Origin of the sequence: Streptomyces lincolnensis (assembly GCF_001685355.1) — a bacterium.
Classification (GTDB): domain Bacteria; phylum Actinomycetota; class Actinomycetes; order Streptomycetales; family Streptomycetaceae; genus Streptomyces; species Streptomyces lincolnensis.
The window spans coordinates 9,479,093-9,502,219 of the sequence record NZ_CP016438.1 but is presented as its reverse complement, the minus strand read 5'-3'; the positions used below and the strand labels follow the sequence as shown (position 1 = coordinate 9,502,219).

22 protein-coding genes and 1 pseudogene are annotated in these 23,127 nt (G+C 70.6%); 11 read left to right on the top strand and 12 right to left on the bottom strand.

What is annotated here, in order from left to right; translation table 11 throughout:
- Positions 1–115: 115 nt before the first annotated feature.
- From SLINC_RS48265 to lxmK, 8 genes are all read right to left on the bottom strand, one after another.
- Entirely contained in the window at positions 116–262 is a 147-nt protein-coding gene (locus SLINC_RS48265; RefSeq protein ID WP_159425401.1) for a hypothetical protein, read from the bottom strand.
- 144 nt (positions 263–406) lie between these two features.
- Positions 407–1,357: a sulfotransferase family protein gene (locus SLINC_RS48260; protein WP_159425400.1), complete on the bottom strand. Its 951-nt coding sequence runs from the start codon at positions 1,355–1,357 to the stop codon at positions 407–409.
- A complete protein-coding gene (locus SLINC_RS48255; protein WP_159425399.1) occupies positions 1,354–1,935 on the bottom strand; it encodes a hypothetical protein in 582 nt (193 codons plus the stop codon). Before SLINC_RS48255 ends, SLINC_RS48260 begins: the two co-directional genes overlap by 4 nt.
- Positions 1,932–3,497, bottom strand: coding sequence for a hypothetical protein (locus SLINC_RS41940; protein WP_152039052.1), 1,566 nt, complete (start codon positions 3,495–3,497; stop codon positions 1,932–1,934). Before SLINC_RS41940 ends, SLINC_RS48255 begins: the two co-directional genes overlap by 4 nt.
- A gap of 80 nt (positions 3,498–3,577) precedes the next feature.
- Positions 3,578–4,219, bottom strand: coding sequence for a TOMM precursor leader peptide-binding protein (locus SLINC_RS41935; RefSeq protein ID WP_159425398.1), 642 nt, complete (start codon positions 4,217–4,219; stop codon positions 3,578–3,580).
- Positions 4,198–5,472 (bottom strand): YcaO-like family protein, encoded by a 1,275-nt coding sequence (locus tag SLINC_RS41930; protein ID WP_159425397.1) that lies wholly within the window; start codon positions 5,470–5,472, stop codon positions 4,198–4,200. Before SLINC_RS41930 ends, SLINC_RS41935 begins: the two co-directional genes overlap by 22 nt.
- 34 nt (positions 5,473–5,506) lie before the next feature.
- Complete coding sequence (locus SLINC_RS48250; RefSeq protein ID WP_159425396.1) at positions 5,507–6,496, bottom strand: T3SS effector HopA1 family protein; 990 nt, start codon at positions 6,494–6,496, stop codon at positions 5,507–5,509.
- Complete coding sequence (lxmK, locus tag SLINC_RS41920; protein WP_079164983.1) at positions 6,480–7,589, bottom strand: class V lanthionine synthetase subunit LxmK; 1,110 nt, start codon at positions 7,587–7,589, stop codon at positions 6,480–6,482. The genes SLINC_RS48250 and lxmK overlap by 17 nt, the downstream gene beginning before the upstream one ends.
- Positions 7,590–7,885: 296 nt before the next feature.
- Between lxmK and SLINC_RS41915 the strand changes: the two genes are divergently transcribed.
- The 8 genes and pseudogenes from SLINC_RS41915 to SLINC_RS41880 all read left to right on the top strand — a co-directional run bounded on the left by SLINC_RS41915 (position 7,886) and on the right by SLINC_RS41880 (position 15,747).
- Positions 7,886–8,491 carry a 2OG-Fe(II) oxygenase gene (locus tag SLINC_RS41915; RefSeq protein WP_225988464.1) on the top strand — a complete coding sequence of 202 codons (606 nt, stop codon included), beginning with the start codon at positions 7,886–7,888 and terminating at the stop codon, positions 8,489–8,491.
- Positions 8,481–10,421, top strand: coding sequence for an alpha/beta hydrolase family protein (locus tag SLINC_RS41910; RefSeq protein WP_067443653.1), 1,941 nt, complete (start codon positions 8,481–8,483; stop codon positions 10,419–10,421). The genes SLINC_RS41915 and SLINC_RS41910 overlap by 11 nt, the downstream gene beginning before the upstream one ends.
- On the top strand, positions 10,418–10,927 hold the full coding sequence (locus SLINC_RS41905; protein WP_067443652.1) for a M67 family metallopeptidase: 510 nt from the start codon (positions 10,418–10,420) through the stop codon (positions 10,925–10,927). The genes SLINC_RS41910 and SLINC_RS41905 overlap by 4 nt, the downstream gene beginning before the upstream one ends.
- Positions 10,927–11,838: a formylglycine-generating enzyme family protein gene (locus SLINC_RS41900; protein WP_067443651.1), complete on the top strand. Its 912-nt coding sequence runs from the start codon at positions 10,927–10,929 to the stop codon at positions 11,836–11,838. The genes SLINC_RS41905 and SLINC_RS41900 overlap by 1 nt, the downstream gene beginning before the upstream one ends.
- A complete protein-coding gene (locus SLINC_RS41895) occupies positions 11,828–12,112 on the top strand; it encodes a MoaD/ThiS family protein (RefSeq protein WP_067443650.1) in 285 nt (94 codons plus the stop codon). Before SLINC_RS41900 ends, SLINC_RS41895 begins: the two co-directional genes overlap by 11 nt.
- A 43-nt stretch (positions 12,113–12,155) precedes the next feature.
- On the top strand, positions 12,156–13,973 hold the full coding sequence (locus SLINC_RS41890; protein WP_067443649.1) for an HAD-IIIC family phosphatase: 1,818 nt from the start codon (positions 12,156–12,158) through the stop codon (positions 13,971–13,973).
- Positions 13,974–13,992: 19 nt separating this feature from the next.
- The gene (locus SLINC_RS41885) at positions 13,993–14,937 is read left to right on the top strand and encodes an aldo/keto reductase (RefSeq protein WP_067443648.1); all 945 of its coding nucleotides are present in this window, start codon (positions 13,993–13,995) and stop codon (positions 14,935–14,937) included.
- Between the two features lie 37 nt (positions 14,938–14,974).
- Positions 14,975–15,747 (top strand): annotated as a pseudogene (locus tag SLINC_RS41880) (TauD/TfdA dioxygenase family protein).
- Between the two features lie 25 nt (positions 15,748–15,772).
- On the opposite strand, the gene SLINC_RS41875 reads toward SLINC_RS41880, so the two are convergent.
- Positions 15,773–16,558 (bottom strand): class I SAM-dependent methyltransferase, encoded by a 786-nt coding sequence (locus tag SLINC_RS41875; protein ID WP_067443647.1) that lies wholly within the window; start codon positions 16,556–16,558, stop codon positions 15,773–15,775.
- A gap of 731 nt (positions 16,559–17,289) precedes the next feature.
- Positions 17,290–18,582 (bottom strand): MFS transporter, encoded by a 1,293-nt coding sequence (locus SLINC_RS41870; protein ID WP_067443646.1) that lies wholly within the window; start codon positions 18,580–18,582, stop codon positions 17,290–17,292.
- A gap of 90 nt (positions 18,583–18,672) precedes the next feature.
- On the opposite strand from SLINC_RS41870, the gene SLINC_RS41865 reads away from it, so the two are divergent.
- Both SLINC_RS41865 and SLINC_RS46735 read left to right on the top strand, forming a co-directional pair.
- On the top strand, positions 18,673–19,653 hold the full coding sequence (locus SLINC_RS41865) for a winged helix-turn-helix domain-containing protein (RefSeq protein ID WP_067443645.1): 981 nt from the start codon (positions 18,673–18,675) through the stop codon (positions 19,651–19,653).
- Between the two features lie 513 nt (positions 19,654–20,166).
- The gene (locus tag SLINC_RS46735; RefSeq protein WP_182449270.1) at positions 20,167–20,403 is read left to right on the top strand and encodes an IS30 family transposase; all 237 of its coding nucleotides are present in this window, start codon (positions 20,167–20,169) and stop codon (positions 20,401–20,403) included.
- Positions 20,404–20,626: 223 nt separating this feature from the next.
- Here the strand turns inward: SLINC_RS46735 and SLINC_RS41855 are convergent, their stop codons facing one another.
- Both SLINC_RS41855 and SLINC_RS41850 read right to left on the bottom strand, forming a co-directional pair.
- Positions 20,627–21,328, bottom strand: coding sequence for a helix-turn-helix domain-containing protein (locus SLINC_RS41855; protein ID WP_067443643.1), 702 nt, complete (start codon positions 21,326–21,328; stop codon positions 20,627–20,629).
- 22 nt (positions 21,329–21,350) lie between these two features.
- Positions 21,351–22,421 carry an alcohol dehydrogenase catalytic domain-containing protein gene (locus SLINC_RS41850; RefSeq protein ID WP_067443642.1) on the bottom strand — a complete coding sequence of 357 codons (1,071 nt, stop codon included), beginning with the start codon at positions 22,419–22,421 and terminating at the stop codon, positions 21,351–21,353.
- Between the two features lie 272 nt (positions 22,422–22,693).
- Here SLINC_RS41850 and SLINC_RS41845 point away from each other — a divergent pair, with 272 nt between their 5' ends.
- Complete coding sequence (locus tag SLINC_RS41845) at positions 22,694–23,086, top strand: STAS domain-containing protein (protein ID WP_067443641.1); 393 nt, start codon at positions 22,694–22,696, stop codon at positions 23,084–23,086.
- Positions 23,087–23,127 lie beyond the last annotated feature (41 nt).

Genomic DNA, 23,127 nt, shown 5'->3' with positions numbered 1-23,127 from the left:
GCTCTAGCCGTCGGCTTGCCACCCTCTTGCCACGGCACCGTGAACAGACAGCGGAGCGCGGTATCCCAGATCCCGTGAAATCCGGAATACCGCGCCCTATTCAGTGCATGGTCGCTCAGACGCCCGGCTCGGGCGCAGCCGGCGACGTCGTGCAGCACGCACCGCTGGTGCCACCGGTCGGCCAGCAGTCGGTCCAGCCCGGGCTCTCCTCGATGCCCATCAGGGCGGTCACCACGAGCGACTCCCAGCCGGATTCGGACACATCACGGATCGTGAACTTACCCACAGAAATTCCCCTTTCCAGTCTTTTCTTCTCGGACCGGCCTGATCCCGCCGCCGGGCGGAGACCTGACCGGCAAAGAGCACCGGATCCTCATCCAGCATTTCCTTTCTCTGGCGAGCGGGCTCAGTAGCCCAATTCGCGTGCCAACGCTGCCATTCGCCTGTACATCTCGTCCGGCAAGTCCCATTCCGGGTCGAATTCGACCGGCCCGGGATCCGGGACCGGCCTGAGCTCGGGCGCGGTGAAGAACTTGTGGTCGCCTCCGAACAGCCCTCCCTCGGGGCCGTTGTTGGCGAACGGCCACGACTCGGGGTGCACCATTCGGTCGAGGACCGCCTCGTCATCGTCCAGTTCGAGCCAGTCGAGGATCCGGCGCAGCCACAACCGGGGCTCGTTGACCAGGTCCTCGCCGCGGATCCGCATCCACTGCCGTTGCGGGAGTTCGCCGAGCGCCCGCATGATCCGCCGGTGCGACAGATACCAGGAGGAGGCCGCTCCGACCACGCGCACCTTCCGGTGCGTCAGGTACTGCTGGTTCTGGCTGTGCATCGAGCGCTGAGTCGTCACGGGGTGCCGCGTCAGGTGGATGTAGCGGGCGTTCGGATAGCTGCGCAGGCACTGGTCGAGGGACTCGTCCGTGGCCACCGTGTCGGGCGTCTTCTCAACCCCGATCAGCGGACTGACCAGCTCCAGCAGGTGATCCAGGACCCTGGGCATCGGCCAGTCGGGACGCTCCCTCAGCCACTCCTCGGCCCGGGCGATCGCATCCGCCGTCTGTTCTCCTTCGTGGACCTGGGCAAGGGCGCGGCAGACCCCGCTCAGGCGGGTCTTGCGGTACGCCGGCGGAAACCGCTCCGCCTCCGTGCCGTCCTCTCCGACGAGATCGCCCACCGTGTCGTTGGCGAAGACCAGCATCTCGGGAAAGCCGAAGATCCGCGGGTGCCCGGCCAGGAGAGCCAGGGTGATCGTGGAGAACGATCGGGGCGGGGAGAGGATGAAGAGGGGATCCGGGTGTCCGGCGCCGACGGGTTCGGCGCCCTGGGGCACTCCGGCTGCGGAAACTGTCTCAGTCATGTGGAGCTCCCATCGAGAGGGCCGGCGGAGACGGTGACCAGGTGGCGCATCCCCGGGTGCCGTCGTCGCACGGCCGAGGTCACGGGGGTGTGGCTTCCGGTGTGGATCCGGGCACCGGGCCATGGGCGGGAGGCCGCGAGCCGCAGACTGTGCGCGAGGGCTCCGGCCCCTACCAGCGATTCCGGGTAGGCCGCACCGGTCCACGGCCTGGCTGCTCTCCCGAGATCGGCGCAGACGAGGAAGAGCCGGCCCACGTCCGGGTGCGCCTCGGCGAGCACGCCGGTCCAGGAGGGCTCCGCCTCGAACGGCACCACGGTGTCGGCCCTGGCGAACACGACATGCGCCGTACCCGGTCCGGAGTGGCCCGTCACCGCGAGGATCCCGTACGGAGTCTGGTCCGGGACGGCCAGCCGGTGGGACCGGAACGCAATGTCCAGCACGGCCGCCACCTCCCCCGCGACGCCGGAGGCCTCCATCGCCCTGGGCCGACGCTCCGGCTCCGCACGCTGGGCGGACCGGCCGCCACGGCATGCTTGTTCCACCGCGGCGACCGCGTCGGCCATCGACGGAGGCGTCATCCCTGCACCTCCTGTGGTCTCGAACCGCCCACCAGTCCGGCCACGGCGCCCACGCTCTCTCTCGTCGGGTCGAGTTCGAGGACCGCCGGCAGGTACTCGCTCCAGCCAAGTCCGCAGGCGAGCGGAATCTGAGCCTCCCGTGCCGCGTGGGCCAGTCGCATCGCCGCGATACCGGCGTCCAGGTGTGCCAGCCGCCAGGCGCTGTCACCGAACTCCGCGGCGAGCGGACCGGCGTCCGCGACAAGAACGATCACCGCGTCCAGGTCGGCCACATCCAGCCCGGAGGACAGCACGGCCCGTCTCCACGGTGGTGAGTCGGCCCGCAGGGACAACAGTCGGTGGTCGACGTCGTCGTACCGGAAGACCTGACCGGGCAGTTCCTGGCCGAGCAGATCCGTCAGGACGTACGTATCGACGGAGACCGGGCCGTTCTCGTCCTGGCCGCGGCCGGCGTCGTACGCGGCGGTCGGACCCGCCATGTGCGGCAGGATCTCCGCGAGTGCCATGACCGGCCCGGCCGGGCCGGGATGTCCACCGTGCCGGTCGGACCGTGATGGGCCCGGCAGTCGCACCGCGGGCGACGTGTACGGCAGGACGCGGCGCCGCGACGCCTGGCGCACCTGATGACGTTGGGGAGCGAGCAGGCGCGGCATGGGGGTCAGCCGACCGGGCGGGAGCGCCAGGTGCCACTCATACGCCTCGATGAGCCACAGGGCGTCGTCGACGGCCCCGTCACGGCCGTCCCCGCATACGGTGCACGAGGGGTCGGGCGTGAGGAGGTGACGCTCCGTACGGTCGCCCCCGGTCACGGTGCGCACTCGGGTGCCGAGGGTCGTCACCGGTGTGGTCCGGGCGAGGACGGCCAGCACTTCCATGGCTGCGGCCGAGGCCAGCAGCGCCTCATCGCCGCCCGCGGCGCCAACGGGCCCGCCGCCCCGGCGGAAGCAGCCGACGCATGCCGACCCACCCGGCCAGAACAGCGGTCCCACCTCAACCGCGCCGTCTTCGGTCGCGAGCCGCAGGACGGGGACGCGGTCCGCCCAGGCCGCGGCCACCCAGTCCGCCAGACGCCCCGCAGCACCGGGCCGGTCGGCCACCACGACAAGGTCGCAGTTCTGCGGAACTCCGCCTCCGCCGCCTCCGGTGGACACCCTGCCCACCCCGCTGACGGTCAGGTCCTCCATCAGCATCCGGGTCAGCGGCTGCTCGGCGACCAGCAGGACATGGGACCGGGAGAGCTCGTCCAGCACCGACTCGGCTGACGCATGCCCACCCGTGAGGGCGGCCGTACGGGAGTAGTACGCGACGGTGTCTTCCGGCACGCCCTCCTTCTGCTCTTCCTGCGTGGGGCCGCCCGGTTCCAGTACGCCCCAGTCGTCCAGCAGCTCCAGCGCCTGGGTGAGGTCGGCGGGATCGGCGGCTAGCAGGGAACACAGTTCGTCCATGTCATGCCGTCCGTCCAGCAGCGGCAGCAGCGCCGGAAGGAACCCGGAGGCCGCCTCGCCGCTCAACAGCATCCGATGCGGGCCGCCTTCCACCACGAGCCCACCGGGAACTTCCACGAGCACCAGCCCACGGCACAGGGCAGGCCGTGCCCGGTCACGGTCCAGCACGGCTCTCGAAGCCGACGTGCCTTGACTCGTCACCGCACCTCCAAGGGGTCGCGACGCGGCGACAGGGCTGGCAGAACCGCTCCGAGGCGGTTCAGCTCCGGGCCCGAGGCACCGCGGTCGCCGCACCGCGTGCACCCGTGACACGGCACGACGCGGTGTGCCTCGACGTCCCACCGACGGAGGCGAACCGTGCTCACGCGCCCCGGACCGGTACCGGGCGCGCCGTCCGCGTAGGCCGCGACCACGGCGGCGGCGGCCCTGGCGTGGTGGGGCAGAAACCCACCAGGGCCGCAGTGCGGATCCCGGTCGTAACGGTCCGTCAGGAGCGAGGTCGTCCGCGCCTGGAGGTCATGCTGGCTGCGCCTGAGCCGGTAGCAGCGGAAACAGGGGGCGTACGGGGGGCGGATCAGAGGACCGACCCGGACGGCCGCCGTCTCCAGGACAACCGGGAGCCAGGGCCGTTCGGTGTCGTGTGCCAGCGCGTCGATCTCCTCACAGAGAGCAAGCTCGGGCCGCCAAGAGGCCAGGACGACGGGACCACGGAACTCGCTGAACGCATAGGAGAGTCGGGACACGGAGAGCACCTTGGTTCCGGGCCGGGTCTCGGCCAGCAGCCGGCCGACCCGCTCGCCGAAGGCTCCCGTGGCGATCACTGGAAGGGCTGGGGCCACGGATTCAACTCCTTCTCCGGCCGGCTGGGGTGTCCCATGGCGACGGGCGCCGAGTACAGGCGCGGATGTGCCCGGTACTGCCCGTATCGGTGAAACGTCAGGGGCTGCAGCCCCGGTACGACGACGCATACGGCCGTCAGTCCCGCCGCCGCCAGCTCGCGCGTGGTCCGGTCCACGGCCACCGCCCGCATGCCCCGCTCCGCAAGGGCACCGACCACCCGCGCCAGGGCCTTTCCGGCATCCCGTGGCAGCCGTGCACCGTCCTCCGCCCGGCGGGAACGGCGCTGCTTCAGCAGGAAGTCGAAGGCGTGCCGCCTCTCCGGCCTGCCCATGAACTGCGCTCCGGCCATGACCAGGGCATGGCTGTCGGGATTGGCACGGTGGAACAGGGCACGCGCGGGAACGGCTTCGAGCAGGGCCTTCTCCGCCGCCTCGGTCAGGTCGCGGCCGACGGCGCAGCCGACCGAGCGGCGGCAGGCGTCGTCGTACTCGGCGACCTGCACGCAGTAGACGGCAGGCACTCCGATGTCCGTCGTCGCGTCATAGAAGTGCGTCGTGACGAAGTGCCGTGCGCAGTGGTCGAGCAGGGCGGAGAGCGTCGCTGTGGGACGTGTGAACCCGAGGCGCGGCAGGGGCAGCATCTGCAGCCAGACGAGCGCGGCGGAGTCCCGCTCGCACACCTCGCACAGACCACGCAGCAGGGCCTCGGTCGGGTCGGAGTGCACCGCGTAGCCCGTGGAGATGCGGTTCCAGAACCGTTCCGCGGGGGCGAGGCGGCGTATTCCGTGCCGTGCCATGACCGACGGCACCCACACCGCCTCCCCCGACGCCATGTCGAGCCCTCCCTGCCATCGGATGGGCTCCTCGGCCCGGAAGGGGACGACCGGGCAGTGACCACTCGCGTACTCGGTCTCCGAGCAACGGGGCACGGCCGTCATGTCCAGCACCGGCCCGTCCAGTTCGGCGACCGTCGCCCACCGTTCGCCGCTGCCGGGAAAGTCCGCGCCCGAGTAGCGTTCGGCGGCCTCCGCGACGGCGATCAGCTCCGCGTCGTCCGGACCGGCCAGGCTGCGGCCCGCACCGCCGAACTCCTCGGGCCGTTCGACGCCTGGCGCGCCGTTCACCCGGGCCGAGGCGAGGGACAGCCCCGCCAGACCCCGGACCGGCGCTCCGGGCAGCACCTCGCTGACGACGCCGTACGGAGACACGAGCGCGCGCATCCCCGCGGCCAACTCCGATGAGAACTCGCCCACGTTCCTCCCTCCTGCGATACGTCCGGACCGTCGGTCAGCCCAGTGCGGACCGCTGGTCCGTGCGGGCGAAGTCCAGTTCCGGTGAGTCGTCATGGCGGAAGGGGTCGGCAGGGTCGATCCCCGCCTCCCGCATCGCGTCCGCGACCGCCTCGGCACGGGATCCCCCATGGGTCCCGATGGCATGGTCGACGAGCCCCTGCGCCACGGCCGTAGCCCGATGCTGGCCGAAGCTGAGTCCGGACGGACCGCGCGACCGACGGGCGAACGGATGCCACGCCATCGACACACCCGGCGCGAGCCGCCGCGCGAACACGGACACCTCGTCCCCCAGCCCCGGCAGGCCGTCGAGCGCGTCCACGATGTCCGGGGCCGCGTCCCAGCCGTCCGGGCCCAGGAAGACCACCAACGCGTCCCGGCGCGGAAGCAGCAGCGGGGAGGAGGCCACCTTGGCGCGGTAGGGAACGCCCTTGTCCTCCAGACAGCGCAACGCCGCCGCCCAGACACCCGGCACCGCGTCGATGCTCCGCACGTGCGCGTACACCCTCAGGACCGGTTTGCGCACCGAGCGCCCACGGCTGCCGTCGGCGAGAAAGAAGCCGGGCGAGAGAGCGGGACGTGCGGCCGGCATCGACAGGTAGACCACCTCGCCGCCCCCCGGGGCGTCGGCGAGCTTGCGGTGCTCCGGCACCCATATCCGGGTGCCGTCGATGGAGGCCAGCAACTCGCCGTCCCCGCGCCCGTCCACCCGAGCGCTCGTGATCGTCTCCTGGTGCGGCATGACCCGGGCGAGTTCGGCTTCCAGGGCGGCGTTTCTGGCGACATCCTTCGATTTGTAGGTGTCCGGCCCGCGCCCGGAATGCAGGAAATCGTAGAGGCTCCATCGCAGCAGTACCGAAAGATGCCTCGGGCTGTTCGCCTCCAGTTTATGGCCGTCGACATGGGCGACCATCCCATCGGACTGCAACTCGATCTTTTCCAGGGCGCATTCGAGTTCCGGCAGCAACAGGTCACCTGCTTGTGACATCGATCTCCCCCATTTCCAGAATCCCGGCGATCTCATGGGGATTGAGCAGCGCTCTGCGTCCGATTCCATTGGCCACGTACTGGGTCATGCTGAGCACCATCATCTTGGCCACGACGCTGAACATCCGGTCGTAGAGGTGCCAGCCGGCGAATGCGGCGGACCGCCGCGGCAGATCGGGGTCGGTCGTCGTGCGCACCGACCGGTAGCCGGACCAGAACTCCCCCACCATGGGCTGTACCGCCCGCAGCTCGACCGTGGTCCGGGCGATGACCTCCTCGCGGCTGACGCCGAGCACGGTCCCGGAATCGCCCACGGGCCCCGTGTGCAGCCCGCGGGCCGCCCGGTCCGCCGCCAGGTAGAGCCACTCCCCCACGAACATGCCCACGTCGTGGGCCGGGTCACCGAGGCGGAACTCCTCCCAGTCGATGATGTGTCGCCGTCCGCCGACGACGAGGACCTGGTCCAGCCGGAAGTCGCCGTGTGTGGGCACCTTCGACGCCGTGTCCTCGTCGCGGCGCAACGCGCGCAGTGCCTCCTTGACCTCCTCGTCCTGCTGCAGCAAGCGCCATCCCTGAAGCACGGCCGAACTGGCGGCCTGGTACTGCGTGAGGGTCAGCCCTTCCAGCGACCCCAGGGGCGGATACCGCGAGGGAGAGGTGTCGATGGAGGCGTTCTCCAGGTCGACCGGCAGTTCGTGCAGGGCGCCCGTCATCTCGCCCAGGCAGCGGGCGAGCCCGGCATCGAACCGGCCTTCACGCGCCAGCAGGTCGGCCGGCTCGGCATCCTCGATCAGCTCGAAGACGAGCAGGTTACGGTCGTCGTCCGCGCCCAGGAGCGCGGCCCCGGACAACTCCGGCGTCCGCAGTGCCTCGAACGACCTGGCCCTCCTGACGCCCGGGGCCGGGCAACCGAGCGACTCGTTCAGCTGCTTGACGAACACTCCGCGCCCGCTGGTGGTGACGCCCGAGCATTTCCGGTGCCGCCCCGGATGCGTGACCACCCGGTCCGGCGACAGCTTGCCCAGGCCCAGCCGTTCGAGGAATGGGTTGACTATGGCGAGATCTGGAATTCTCACACCGTTCGGCGGAAGCATGTGTCGAGTCTTGCCGTCGCTTGTACGAAGCACATACGCGCCCTGCACGTAAATGCCGTGTCAGTGATGGGTACGAGCGACATACGCGCCCCGCACGTCATCCCCGAAATCAATTGACGCGCCTTCCGGAACCTCACTAAATTCGCCCCCCATCGGCTGTGTTCTGCACGTACGGACCAACTGAATGTGAAGCGGCGCGGAGGAATGCGATGACCGAGACGGTGGACACCACAGCGGCACTGGAAGCGCCGGTGGGTACGCATGCGATATGGCAGTCGTCGACAAAGGTCTGCCGCGTGACGGACTTTCTGCCCGCCCCGACGGCCGACGAACTGCTGCGCCGCGCCGCATCGGCCGCACAGGACGAACTGCTCCCCGCACGCGTGCGCGACAACCGGCTGGACACGCGCATGCGCAGTTCCCTCGCCCACCGCGGCTTCTCCGCTCCGGAACTACTCACCGCGATCGACGCCGTGGTCGGCCAGGTCGAGAACGTTCTCGGGGTCTCCTGCTCCGGAACGCGGCCGGCCTTCACGCTGAACGTGCACAACGACGGTGACTTCTACCGCGCCCACCAGGACGTCAGCTCCCACGACGTGGCCAAGGGCGTACGGGCCGCCAAGCGCGTGGTGACTTTCGTGTACTACCTCCACCGCACCCCGGCCCCCTTCACAGGCGGGGACCTGCGCATGTACGACTCCGCCCTGCCGCTGAACGCCGAGCACGACGGTCTGCGCCGCGAGGACTGCACGTACCGGGACTACGCCCCGGACCACAACAGCGTCGTCTTCTTCCTGCCCTCCGCCCTGCACGAGGTCAGGCCCGTCAGCTGCCCCAGCGGGCACTACGCGGACAGCCGGTTCGCCATCAACGGCTGGCTGTGCCGGACCGATGCGTCCTGACGTCGTGGTCGGCGACACCGCGACACGCTTCGTCGACGCGATGCAGGCCGAGGCACGCATCACGGCGGTGGCGGCCTACGCGCCCGACCGCGTGACGCTGCGGGTGGACGCCCTCGACGGCCAGGACCACCTCGTCCCCTCGCTGGTGTGTCACCGGCGGGACGCCGAGGGCACATGGCGGTCGGTCTGGCGGGTGCCCGGCGCGTTCCAGGCGCTCCCGGTCCCGGCGGGGCTGGTGTACGTCCGGCGCGGTGAGGACGGCCGCCAGTTCATCGCCCTCCGCGCGGACGCGGGCGCCGGATCCGACACCGCACCGGAGCGCGTCCTCGACATCCGCCCCGGGATGGTGGGCTCGCTCATGCTCCGGCCCGGGACCGGCACCCTCGTCTACACGGTGGAGGGGCCCTCGGCTCCGAGTGACCATCCGCAGGGCGTCCTGCGGGACTCCGACGCCGTGTGGTGGGACGGTCCCGACGCCTCATTGGCAGGTGCCCGCCGCCCGGTGGGCGACTGGCAGCTGTGGCAGGTGCCCCTCGGCGCAGAGGGGGACGCTCAGCAGGTCGGCCTCACACTGCCGCCCGGCACAGCCCTCACCGGGGAGGCGGCCTGCACGGCCGAGGCCGTGGTGCTCGGAACGCGCGAACACCGGCCGGACGGCAGCCGCCGCTTCGGTCTGCTCGTCGTGGCGTACGACGGATCGCCTGCCCGCCACCTGCAACCCACCGGATTCGACATCACGGCACCCGTGTCCTGCCCCGACGGGCTGACGGTGGCCTGTCTGGCCGCCTCGCTGCCTGCCGAGGGCGAGGCACCCGCCCAGTACGCGGCCCTGGTGGCGGCCCCGTCGTGGGAACCGCAGATCCTGAAGGCGCCGGACGACACCTGGCAGCAGCCCTGCGGCTGGGACGGCCCGGACCGCCTTGTGTGCAGGGGCGCCGAGGGCCGGCGAAGCGTGCTGAACACCTACCACCTCCGCACCTCGAGCTGGACACGCACCGAAGCCTCCGCCTCCGTGCTGCATGCCCAGATCGCCGACGGGCGGGCGGCCGCCGTCGTGGCGGCGATCGCCACCCCGCCGGCCGTCGAGGTCGTCCACCTGTCGACCGGAGCCGTCGAACCGGTCACCGCCACCCGGCTCACTCTGCCCGCGGGCCGAGTGAGCCACCACCCCCAGCGTCTGCCCGACGTACCGGGAAACCTCGCTTCATGGCTGTGCGTGCCCCAGGACGGGCCCGCCCGCGGAACAGTCGTCCTGCTGCACGGTGGGCCGGTCCGCAACTGGGCGGAGTGGCACTGGCGCTGGAATCCGTGGCCGTTCGTCGCCTCGGGCTTCGCGGTGATCCTCGTGGAACCCCCCTTGTCGCTCGGTTACGCGTCCAGCATGAGCACCGGGTGGCGACGCTGGCGCACCGGTGTCGCCGCCGTCGCCGCCCGTCAGATCGACCAGCTACGGGACCACACCGGCCTGGCGGACACGCCTCTCGCGGTGGTCGGACCGTGCGTCGGCGGACTCCTGGCCCTGTCCGTCGCCCAGGAATTGCGCCCCCGGCTGGTGGTGTCCTACGGCGGCACCATGGACCAGGCCCAGATCGTCGGTGGCGGCGACGGGAACTGGCTGTGGGCGGGCGAGTTCGGCTCGCCGGACACCGAGCACGCCCGGTACGCCGCGGAGAGCTTCCAGCCGCACTCCGTACCCGCCGGCACCCGTGTGCTGCTCTCCCACGGACTGCACGACGGCTGGGTGCCTCCGACCGAGAGCCTGCGCGTGCACCGGGCGCTGCTGCGCGACGGCGTCCGCAGCGAGCTGGTGCTCTTCCGCACCGAGGGCCACCAGCTGGCTCGTCCCCGCAACGTCCGGGCCTGGTACCGCTGGACGCTGACCGCCTGTCTCGAAGAGCTGGGCGCCCCGGCCCCGGAGCGTGCGGGATGACCGCGCAGGACTTCCCCGGGCGTGCCGTTCCCGGAGACGTACGCATGGCGCGCCCGCTGCTGCACCGTTTCATGACGGCGACCCAACGGGCCTTTCCCGCCAAGCAGTTCGGATACTTCCTCGCCACGCGCCCGGGAGGCGCGCCGGTGGAGTTCGTACTCATGGCCGACAACGTCCGCGACACCTGGAGCGACCGCTTCTCCCACTACGGACGGTACTTCGAGGACCACGCCGACGCCGGTTTCGTCGGCAGCCCGCAGGAGACCTATCGCGTCCAGCGTTACATCCGTGAGCGGGGACTCCACGCGGTGGGCGTCTTCCACAGTCATCGGCGCCACCCCGCGCTGCTCACCAGCGTGGACGCCGATCTGCACCCCTCCCCCGACCTGTGGCACCTCATCGTGATGCTGCGCAACCCCCGCTACCCGCAGGTGCGCGCGTTCCGCGTCGAACCGGGGCAGCGCATCCGCGAGGTCGACATGATCACGTACGAGGAGGCCCGGTGATGTCCGTGACACCGCAGGCCGACGTGCGGCCGCGGCGGTTCACGAGACCGCGGCCGGAGAAGCTGGCACAGGTCCGCTCGGTCCTTTCCCTCCACCCCGACGGTACGCCCCGGGAGACCAGGAGCGAGGTCCTCTACCGCGCCTGGCGAGCGTGCCGGGCCTGGGGGCCGGACATCGAGGCGGAGCTGATGTACGACCGCTTCGACGCCGGCCGGGAGGAACGGCGGGCCGCCATGGACCTCGTACCGGTCGGTCCGGCCCGTTTCGAGATGGGCGGCCGCCCCGCGGACGGCTACACGTACCACGGCGAGGAACCGGCGCACCCGGTAGTGCTGAAACGTTTTCTGCTGGGCCGGACCCCGGTCACCAACGCGCAGTACGCGCAGTGGAGTCCCGGGCACGACGCCGACACGGATCCGCAGCTGCCCGTCACCGGCGTCACCTGGTACGACGCGGTGATGTTCGGCCGGTGGCTGGGGCTACGGCTGCCCACGGAGGCCGAGTGGGAGTACGCGGCGCGCGGCGGCAGCGCCACCGATCCCGATCCGGCGGACCTCGCCGGATACGCGTGGCACGCCGAGAACTCGGGCGGACGGCTCCACGCGGTCGGGGGCCTGCTGCCGAACGCATTCGGCCTGCACGACATGCAGGGATCCGTGTGGGAGTGGTGCCAGGACGCCTACAGCGCGGACTTCTACGCCGTCTCCCCCCTGCATGATCCCCTCAACGAGACGGAGGGAGCGCACCGCGTCTGCCGGGGCGGCAGTTTCCACGGCTTCCACGACATGTGCCGCAGCACGCTGCGCTACCACGAGCCCGTCGACTACTGGGCCCCGGACCTGGGCTTCCGCTGCGCCATGGACGCACCATCGGTGGCCGACCCGAAAGGACAGTCCCGCCATGTCCCGTGACGTGCAGGTCATCGTGCCTGAATTCCTCATCGGCGCCGAGTCGTTCTCCCGGCACGGCGAACGGCTGAGCGTTGCCGACCTCGGGCAGTTACGCACGGTCCTGAGCTTGTGTCACTCCCCCACCGCGGCACAGCTGTGGGACGAGAACGGCACGGTGCGCCGCAACGTAATCGTCGTACGCAATGGAGAGCTGGTCCCACGGGCGGAGTACGGCGCCCTGAGCTTCGACGACGGGGACCAGATCGAGTTCTTGCTCCAGTTCGCCGGCGGCTGACCGCCGCCGGTCCCCTCTCGCTTCCCGGAAAGGACGCCGCTTCATGTCAGCCGGAGCAGTCGACCATCTCCCGCACGCCGCCGCACCGGCCCCGCTCTCCCTGCGCCAAGCCGCCGAACGTGCCTCCCTCTCACCCGCGTCCGCGGAAAAGGTCCGGCTGCTCGGAACGGCCTGGACCGGTCAACTGGCTCTGTTCTTCAGGGCGTACGCCGCTTCGACCGGACATCCCGTGGCCGTCCCCGCACCGGCCGCCGGCGCACTCGACGCCGAGTTGCGGAGCCTCGCGGGCGAACCCGGTCCGGTGGTGACGGCGGTCTGCGTGGAGGATGTCTTCGGCGAACTCCGATGGGAGTCCTCCGCACCGCTGGATGCCGCGGCGCTGCAGGAGCTGTTCGCCGGCTCCGACCGCCGTATCGCGGACTTCGCGACACGCCTGCGCGACCAACTGGCCCGGCACGCCACTCGGTACGTGATCGTACCGCCCGTGCTCCCGCCCCTGCCCCTGCCCGTGGCCGAGCGCTCGCTGGCGCTCCGACTGGCCCGGCTGGCCGGGCGCATCACCGATGCCCTGGTGGAGACCCTCGCCGGCCTCCCCCACGGTTCCGTTCTCGACACCGACCGAACGCTGGAAACACTGCCTCGGGCCGCCTGGGCGGACGGCATCGAGCCCCGAACCCCCGGTCCTGTCCTGTCGGAGGAGGCGGCGTCGCTCATCGCTCGCGATCTGGTGACGCGACTACGCCTGGCCTGGCAGCCCAAGGTGCTGGTGAGCGACCTGGACGGGACGCTGTGGCGCGGCATCCTCTCCGAGGACGGCCCTGCGGGCGTTCGCTCGCACGCCGTCGCGGAAGACGCGGCGCACCGCTGGTGGCAGAGGATGCTGCTGTGTGCCCGGGGGCAGGGCTTCATCATCGGCGTGTGCAGCAAGAACTCCCCGAACGCACTGGACGCGTTCACCGATGCCGCGCTGCGCGAGCACGTCGGACTGCTCGTCCCGCCCGCGGACTTCGCCGCCGTCAGTACCAGCTGGACACCCAAGAGCGAACAGCTCGGCGCGATGGCGAAGGCGTTGGATCTGCCCACGGACGTGTTCGTCCTGGTGGACGACAACCCGGTCGAACTCGCCGAAGTCGCCGCCACGCACCCGGACATCACCACACTCCGTTTCCCGGGCCCTGGTGAGGACTGGTCGCGGCTGTGTCGGACACTCCAGGACCTCACGGCCGTGGGCGACAGCCCGCTGACCCGTGAGGACCGCGAGCGCGCCCACTACTACGGGCTCCGCTACCGGTCGGAGGCCGCCCGTGCGAAGGCCATGTCCGTCGACGACTTCCTCGCCTCGCTGGACATGCGCCTCGAACTCGCCCCGGTCGGCCCCGGACACGCCACGGACCGCTGTCTGCAGCTCCTCAACCGTGCCAACCGCTTCCACCTCACCGGCCACCGGTTCGACGACGCGTCCTGGCTGCGGCTTGTCGACGACCCCGATACGGAGGTCTTCACCGCCCGGCTCATCGACACGTTCGGCGATCACGGCATCTGCGCCGTCATCGTCACCGACACCGCGAAGGACCGGGTGCGGCTGCGGGAGTTCGCGATGAGCTGCCGGGTCCTCAACCGGACGCTGGAGACCGCCGTGTTCGACTGGCTGATCGGTAGGTCTCGGCGTCCTGTTCACGTCACATGGTGTCCGACGGGCCGCAACGACACGGTCCTGGAGGCGCTGCGCGGGCACGGATTCCCGACCGTGACGAGAGCGGCGGCGCGGACCGATGGGGCCGTGACCGTGGTGTTCGACCCCGCGGTCGACGAAGCCCGCGGCAAGAACTTCGTCGAGGTCCGGCTCTCCCGGACGTCCTGAACACCAGGGAGGGGACATCGTGCGCCAGCGCACACTGGGCGGGTCGCCTGTCGGCTCGGTGGGACTCGGCTGCATGGGTATGAGCTATGCCTACACGACGGGGGGCTGGGACGACGCGGCTTCCCTGGATGTCGTGCGCACCGCCCTCGATCTGGGGGTGACGCTCATCGACACAGCGGACGTGTACGGACCGCACTCCAACGAAGTCCTGCTCGGACAGGCCCTGCGCGGCCGTCGGCACGAGGCGTTCCTGGCCAGTAAGGGCGGCCTCGTCGCGGGAGAGAGGGGAGGCCTCGTATCGGACGGCCGACCCGAGCACCTCAAAGCCGCGGCCAAGGCCTCGCTCCAGCGGCTGGGCACGGACTACCTAGACCTCTACCAGCTGCACCGTGTGGACGCGAGGATCCCCCTGGACGAGTCGTGGGGCGCCCTGGCCGAGTTGGTCGGCGAAGGCCTGGTGAAGCACATCGGCCTGTCGGAGGTTGGTGTCGGGGAACTGCGGCGGGCCCATGCCATCCACCCTGTGTCGTCAGTGCAGAGTGAACTGTCCCTGTGGACACGCGAAGCCCTGCGGGACATCGTGCCGTGGTGCGCCACTCACGGTTGCGGCTTCATCGCCTACGCACCCCTCGGCCGTGGCTTCCTGACGGGTACGCACCGGTCGCGCAGCCAGTTCGCCGAGGACGACCGCCGCCTCCGGCTGCCCCGCTTCACCGAAGCGGCCATGCGGGAGGAGCTGCGGGCCCTCGAACCGCTCAAAGCCGTGGCCGCGCGCCACGGAGCCACCCCGGGACAGGCCGCGTTGGCCTGGGTCCTGTCCAAGGGTGAACACATCGTGCCCATCGCCGGCACCAGACGGCGGACGCACTTGGCCGAGAACGCCGCCGCGACGGACATCACCCTCACGTCTGCCGAGGTCGAGGCACTGGACGCGATTCCGGCGCCGTCCGCGCCACGGTACTGACCTCGCGACTGGACCGTTCACCCCTGCTGGAGGACCCATGGAGCAGTTCGCACTGGACGCCATCGAGCACATCACCACGCGGACGCGGCATATCTACGACAGCATCGTCGTCGAACCGCTGCCCCCCTTGCCCGGCGCCGAGATATCGGGCCTCAACCTGTCCAAGGAACTGTCGCCCCAATAGAGCGAGGAGGTCAAACACGCCTTCCTCACCCACCATGTACTCGTCTTCCGCGACCAGAACCTCACTCCGGAGGAGCACAAGCGGTTCGCCGGACTCTTCGGCCCGCTCCACCCGGTGGCGCTGCCGACCCCAGGCTCGGACCCGCACGTCCTGGAGATCAGTGCGAACAACAAGTCCCGCTGGGGCGCCGCGACGGCTGCCACGTCAACGGCACCGCCGACGCCGAGCCGTCGCTCGGTTCGATGCTCTACGTCACACAGGTTGCGGAGGTCGGCAGCGGCGGTGACACCCTGTTCGCCAACATGCATCTCACCTACGACGTCCCGCGCACCGAACAGCCGCTCGTGATCCGGCACCCGGACACCGGCCTCAAGCTGCTCTTCATCAACAAGCCCCACATGTCCGCGATCACGCAGCTCTCCACGACCGAGAGCACGGCGGTCCTCGACATGCTGTAAGCCCACGTCGCCCGCACGCCCGTGCTGCACTGCCGGGTCCGCCGGCAGCCGAACACACTGGTGTTCTGGGACAACCGCTGCGTCCAGCACCACGCCGTCTGGGACCACTTCCCCCACGGGCGCCACGGCCGACCAGTGTCCATCACCGGTACCCGGCCTCGGGCATGATCTCGGTGCCCGGCGCTGACCCGTCTCACCCGTCCTGCTTGCCCAGCACCGCCGTGTACGACAGCGGGGCCACGTCGGACGGAGCGCCCGGGTAGTGGAAGTCCTGGACGTCGCACAGGCTCCAGCCCGCGGCCTTCGCGATGCGCTCCAGTTCCTCCGGCCCGCAGAACAGGTACGGGAACCAGTGGGTAGCCGTCGTGCCGTAACGCAGACGCATCAGCAGCTCGCCCGGCAGCCTGCCCCGGGCGAGGTTGCGTTCGACATAGGCGCGGTTCTCCGCGGTGCCGACCACGGGACGCCTGCCCTCCGCAATGATCAGTGCATCGTCCGAGGTGACCGCGTGCACCTGCTGAAGGATCTCAGTGCCGCGGGTGACGGAACCGAGCAGCCCTACGTTGTTGCCGAGGAACAGCACGGTCCGGAACGGCGGCCTTCCCCGCAGCCGGTGCTCCAGCTCCGTCACGTCCGCGCACACGGTCTCCTGCACCCCGGCGTTTCGGCAGATGCCCAGGGCCAGCTCCGAGGTGTCCATCGCCGTCACCTGCATCGGCTTGCGGGCAAGATACGCGCTGTGCCTGCCGCTGCCGGCACCCACGTCGAGCACGGGGCCCCGCGCTCTCACCAGCGCGTCCCGGACCGCCAACGGCCACTCCTGCTCTCCGCTGAGCCACTGGGCCGAGCCGGACGGCACGATCAGCCCGTCCGAACGCTCGACGAACGCGGTCACGGGCCGCCGCAGGCGCACCGCGTCCGAGAGCTGCAGTCCGAACGCGTCGCCGATCTGCGGGCCCGGAGAACCATTCGCCGCCATGAGCTCTCCTCTGCACCAGCACACACAAACCGATCAACCCTCGCCAATATCGCAGGGCTCGGATACAGGGCCCATACGCGTCGCGTACAAGGGCGGGCCGGCAGGCACGGCGGGCCGATCGCCTGTGCCGAGCCGCGGGCCGGTGGGGGCCGGTCGTGCAGTTCCCCGCGCCCTTTGCGGGGCGCGGTACCGCCTGCGAGAGCCCCGGAAGCTGCCGCTCAGCCCCGGCCGGACCTCAACACGCCCCCGAAAACTGCAAGATCCCGCCTGATCGCCAGATCGGACGGGATCTCGGGAAACGAACCCGAGGTAACTCAAGAACGGTCCTCAGTTCTGGGTCAAGGAAATCAAGGCCCCCGCCGGCTACGACCCTTACAAATGGACGAAGACGTTCACTGCGGGCCCCGGCGCCCTGGGCTTCCGGCCCTACCGAGACAACGTCCATCTTCTGTCTCCCGCCTCGCAGGACCTTGGAGGAGCAGCGCGGCGTACTTCGCCGGCATCTTGCCGATCTTGGTGGATCCTGGCGGACCGATGCTTCGTGATCAGTCTCGCCAGCGGGTGAGGCGAGCTCTCCAGGAAGTCTGTGAAGCCCGGAGGCGGTCGATGGCCCTCCTCGGTCCGGTGGCGCCTTCGGAGGCAGGGCGATCCTGTCAGGCTCCAGGTTGACCTTGTCCGGGTGAACGCGGGCCGGAATTCCCTCATCGAGGGTGTACCGGTGCCCATCCCTGTCAAGTCAGCGTGTTGAGATCTTGAGGGTCTGGCTGTGTGGTTGCGGGGACCGGGGCGGCGGGCGGGTGCCAGGTGAGAATCCAGCCGGCGGTAACCGCCGCCGCGCCGCCTGCCAGAGCGATTGCGCCACCTGTTCCGATGCCTGCGGCCACCGAGCCGAAGCAGGCCGGCCCGACGCCCTGCAGCGTCATGCTGCCGGAGCCGAGCAGACCGAAGGCTTGGCCCTGGGCATCCCTCGGTAGGGCGTCCAGGAACGGACGTTGCAGGCCGAGCCCGTAGGCGAATCCGAGGCCGCAGAGCAGCAGCAGACAGGACGAGACGCCCACTCCGGGCTCGGCGGCGAAGCCGACCAGAGGCAGTCCCATCAGCGCAATCAGCGGGACCACCAGACGCTCCCGGGTGCGTGGCGGTAGGAGCCGACCCACCAGCAGGTCACCGACCAGCATGCCGACCGGCAGACAGCCCATCAGGACTGCGTACCAGCCTGGCGCGAAGTGGCGTCCTCCCGCGTAGGCGACGATCAGCCCTTCCGCGCCCGCTATGAACGCTGGCGGGAGCCACTGGGCCAGCATCAGTCGTCGCACCGTGTGTCTGCGCAGCAGCAGGCCGGCACTTCGCAGGCTCGCCCGGACGGCCCCGCCATGGCGCCGAGCGCTGGCGGGTGTGCCACCGGACTCTCCCGGCTGCAGCCGGGGTAGCCGGATGCGGACAGCAAGCGCGCAGCCGAAGTAGAGGGCGGCGCTGACCGCGAGCGCCCGGCGCGGGCCGAGTGCCGCGACGATCACACCTCCCAGCGCCAGACCGAACAATTGCGCGCCGGAGGAGGCGATGTTGTTCAGTGAACGGCCCAGTACATAGGCGTCGCCCTCCAGCGACTGCGCGACCAGCCGACTCGACGCGCCGTGAAACACCGGTGTGGCGAGGGCGACCAGTGCCACGACACCAAGGCTTGCCGCGATCGGCATCCGCACCAGGGCGAGCAGCAGAGCGGCGGCGCACGTCAAGGCGTAGCCGCTGGCGATGAGCGCGCGGGGCGGCAGTCGGTCGGCCAGTGAGCCCAGCAGCAGCGAGCCGAACAGCTGCGGGATGAAGCCGATACCGAAGGCCAGTGCGCTCAGCAGCGCGGAGCCGGTGGCCGAGAAGACCAGAACCGAGAACGTGGTGATCCGCAGCGCATCCGCAGTGATGGCGACGGTGCGGGTTGAGAAGAGCAGCCGGAATCGCGGCTCGGCCAGCACCTCCCGGTAGGTGGCACGGTGGTTGCCCTGCGCGGGCTCGGCGGTTGGGGTCATGACGCGCAGCCTCGCCGTGCGCCGATGCCGCTCACCAATGATTCGTCGCTGGACGAATCGAAACAGACATCCCGGGATAGCATTGGCCGGGTGCTGCGCTTCGAAGTCTCCGTCGAGGACCTGCTGCGCAGCCGTTTCGCGCTGTCGCCCGCGCTGGACCTCTGCCTACTGCTACGGTCGCTCGCCGGCCAAGGCCAGCCGCTGCCGCGAACCTGGGCCACCCGGCTCATGCCAGCCTTTGAACGGCTTCGCCGCGAGACCGAACTGGACGCCGCCCTCGCGCTGCAGGCCCCGCAAAGCGGACCGAACTTCGTCGCCCCGCCCCCGCGCGGCCTCAACCAGACCTGGGCGGACGACCTGGCCATGATCCGGGCCACACCGCTGGACGCGGCCCGCCACGAATTTGCCGCCACCGCGACCGGCCCGTCCGCCCGTGATCCCCGCGTACGCGCAGTGCTGGACTCCACGGACGCCGTCTCCAGGATCGCCGAGGCGATGGACCAGGCGTGGCACGAGCTGCTCGCCACGGACTGGCCGCAACTGCGCGCGATCTGTGAGCGCGATGTCGTGCACCGGGTGGGTGTGATCGGCGAACACGGATGGGCCACGACCGTCGAGAGCCTGCACCCGGGCATCGCCTGGCGCGACGGCGGTATCGAGATCGGCTTCTTCCCCTCAGTCGGAAACGTCCGCCTCGCCGGCGACGGGCTCCTGCTGATCCCTTCGGTCGTCGTCGGGCGTATCGCCGCCCACCTGGAAGACCCTTGGCCCAGGACATTGGTCTATCGTGCCCGCGGCACCGCCGCCCTGTGGGGCGAACAAGAGACTGTCCCCCAACCGGACGCGCTGACCGCTCTGGTCGGCCGGGCCCGAGCCCGGCTGCTGTTGGCGCTGGACGCCCCGGCCAGTACCAGCCACCTCGCCCGAAGCCTCGCCATGGCACCCGGCGCGGTTGGAGACCACCTCGCCATCCTGCGAGGCGCGGGGCTGCTCGTCCGCGCCCGGTCCGGACGGTCGGTGCTCTACCGGCGCACCCCGCTCGGCGAGGCACTGGTCGCCGGATCGGGCTGAGGGCTCAGATCAGCACGTCTTTTGAGGCGCCGCCAGCAGATGATTGCGCAGTCGCGGGCGAGGCTCGCTGTCACTCGTCCGGGGAGTCGCTTCCGCTGGATGGGGACGACGTTCGGCCGGATGGCTTTCCGCAGCTGGGCCATGCGATGTCGTACGCCGCCGGCGTCAGTCCGCTTTACTGTGGCGTTCCGCCAGGATGGGCTCGGTCCGCTCGTAGTGGGGGCTCTTCGACACGGTGCCAGTGCCGGTCCGGGCGTTGGTGACACAGCCTTTGCCGGCCACGGCCCCGGCGCGGGCAGTTCTTCTTGATCCAGTACCGTCGCGCCACCGGCTGGTGCCGATGCCGCGTGCAGGAGCTCCCGCACCAGCCTGCACAGCATCTTCGGAGACCCGCTGCCCCTGCGGCGCTGCAGCGTCCGCACCCGGTCGGCAACCCGCCGGGCCCAGGCGTCCTGCTGTTCGGCCAGCCTGGCGGCCGCCTCCGCTTACAGATCCTCCGCGGCTGAGACCAGGATGCCGATCTACCTCTGTAAGCCGCGGAGCCTGTGGCAGCGCGGCACCAACGGGAAGACCAGCCGGCTGCTACGGCAGTACCTCCCCAAGGGTGCGGACCTCCGCCCCCTTGGGGAGGCCGACTTGGACGCCATCGCCCACGAACTCCACCATCGTCCGCACAGGACCCATGGCTACCGCCCTACGGCAGAGGTCTACTCCGACATCCTGAGCAGCGGTGATGCGCTGACCGTCTGAGCTCGCCGTGGTTTGCTGGACCCGGCAGTAGAGATCAACGCCGAGCTGCTCGACGGGCATCCGAAGCGCCTTCTCCTGGCGCCCGTCGAGATTCGTGCAGGTCGCAGTCCAGCGAAGAGCGGCGGCGCCGTCGGCGGAGGGGCGTCCGTACACCACGACCGGAGCCAGCCGTGCTTCCACGCGCCCAGGTGCAGCACCGAAACGGCCCATCGGGCCGATCGTCTCACCCGCCGGTCACCAGGCCCTCCGTGATCTCGCGGCCACTGATCCCGACCACGTCGATGCAGACCCACATGTCGCGTCGGCCGCCCGCCCAGGGGGCGCTGTAGGCCCGCTCACGCAGCCGCCGTACGGTGTCCCGGTCCAGGACGCCTCGGGCCCGGCCGCGCAGCAGCACGCTCCAGCCCCGGCTGAGCGCGTCGTCGATGTGGTCGACCTCGAAGGCGACTTGTTTGCCGAGCACCTGCGAGAGCGTGGAGCCCGGGGCGGTCCGGAAGGCGATCGCACCGTCGACGACGGAGTAGTTGACGGGCAGGATCGTCAGTCCCTCGGCGGTGGTCACCGCGATCCTGCCCACGCCGTGGGTTCCCAGCCGCTGCCGGCATTCCTCGCCGCCGAGCGCCACCAGCTCCGGATGACGTGCGGCCTGTCCCGGTCCCGGCGGGGAGTCGACGTCGCCGCCGGTGAGGGCACTCACGCCGGTCTCCAGCGCGCCCGCGAGCCGCAGGAGCACGTTCCTGCCCGGTGCGGCGACGGGCGACCGCTCCAGGTATCGGAGGTAGACGGGGGACATGCCCGCGCGAACGGCCGTCTCCCCCAGGGTCAGGCCGAGTTCGGTGCGGCGCCTCATGAGCCGTCGCCCGAGGTCGCCTCCCGCACGCTCCGCCGGTGCGTTCGCCGTGTCGGATGATGTCCGGTCGAGCACAGCCGCTCGCCTCCTCTCCTTCTCAGACCGTGGGAACGGCCAGGGTGTCGTGCCGGGGCCGGCCGAGCACGACCTTGAGGGCGCCGGTATCGGCCGCACGGGCGAAGACGTCGTACGCCTCCTCCATGTGCTCCAGCGGGAAGGTGTGGGTGACCAGCGACGAGGTGGGCAGGCGGCCGGCGGCCGCCATGCGCAGCAGCGTGGGCGTGGAGGAGGTGTCCACCAGGCCGGTGGTGATGGTCACATTCTTGATCCACAGGTCTTCGAGGTGCAGTGTCGCGGCCCTTCCGTGCACGCCGACGTTGGCCACGCGGCCGCCGGGCCGCACCATGCGCGTGCACATCTCGAAGCTCTCCGGCACGCCCACCGCCTCGATGGCGACGTCGGCGCCAAGACCTTCGGTGAGGTCGGCGATCAGTTGCTCGGGCCCGTCACCGACGGCCACCACGGCGTCGGCACCGAACCGTCGCGCGGCGTCGAGGCGGGACTCCGCCAGGTCCACGGCGATGATCCGTTCCGGCGTGTACAGCCGGGCGGTGAGGACAGCCGCCAATCCGACGGGGCCCGCCCCCACGACGACGACCGTGTCACCGGGGCGCACACCGCCATTGAGCACGCCCACTTCGTAGGCGGTCGGGAAGATGTCGGCGAACAGCACGGCGTCCTCGCTTCCGACCGCGCCGGGCAGCGGGTGCACGGACAGGTCGGCGTAGGGCACCCGCACGTATCCCGCCTGGGTGCCGTCGATCCGGTGGCCGAGGATCCAGCCTCCGCCGCCCTGGCACTGACCGTAGGCGCCCTCCCGGCAGAAGCGGCAGCGTCCGCAGGCGGTGATGCAGGAGACCAGGACCCGGTCTCCCGGTCGGACGGTACGTACGTCGCTGCCCGTCTCGACGATCTCGCCGACCGCCTCGTGGCCCAGTACCGTGCCCGGGCACACCTCGGGCACGTCGCCCTTGAGGATGTGCAGGTCCGTCCCGCAGATGGTGACGGCGTCGACGCGCACGATCGCGTCGGTGGGGTCCTTGACACCGGGATCCGGAACCTCCTCCCACGCGGACTGTCCGGGACCGTGGAATACGAAGCCCTTCATGATCTTCCTCCCTTGGTCGCCGGTCCCGTGGTGCCCGCTCGGGGTACCGCCGTGGCCGGGGGCGGAGCGCGGCGCGGGGAGTGCCCCGCAGGTTCAGCTTCGACCGCAGTGGCCGGTATCCGCTTGGGCCGGTCGGTCCTCATCGGTCCGCCGGACGGCGCAGTTCGGGCCATGCCCGTCCCGCGCGTGAGTTCTCGCAGGTCCGTCCTGCCGCCTCAAGAGGGGCCGACCGGCCCTTCCGTACGAGCCGTCACAGCGGCTTGTCTCGAAGCATGTCCGAAAACCGCACCGGTCCCGCGCTCTGTCACACGGAACGTGTCGTCGACGGCACGACCGTGGTGGAGCTGCGCGGCGAGATCGACCTCTTCACGGCGCCGCCCCTGTCGGCCCTCCTGGACCTGCTCAGCGCCGACCTGTGCCCCGACGTGGTGCTGGACCTGCGTCGTGTGACCTTCCTCGACTGCAGCGGGCTGCGTCTGCTGTGCCGAACGCGGAACCGGATCCGGGCCCGGCAGGGGCGGTTGCGGCTGGTCCTGGACAGTGCGGGGTTGCTGCGGGTCCTTCGGTACGCCGGGTTGGCCGGTGTATTCGAGGTGCTCCCCTGCCCACCCGAGGCTCTGGCCGCCGGCCCTGCTGCCGGTGCCGTGTCCGCCACGACGTGCTGACCGGCCCTCGGGTGCGTACCCGAGGGCCTCGCGTGCACAGC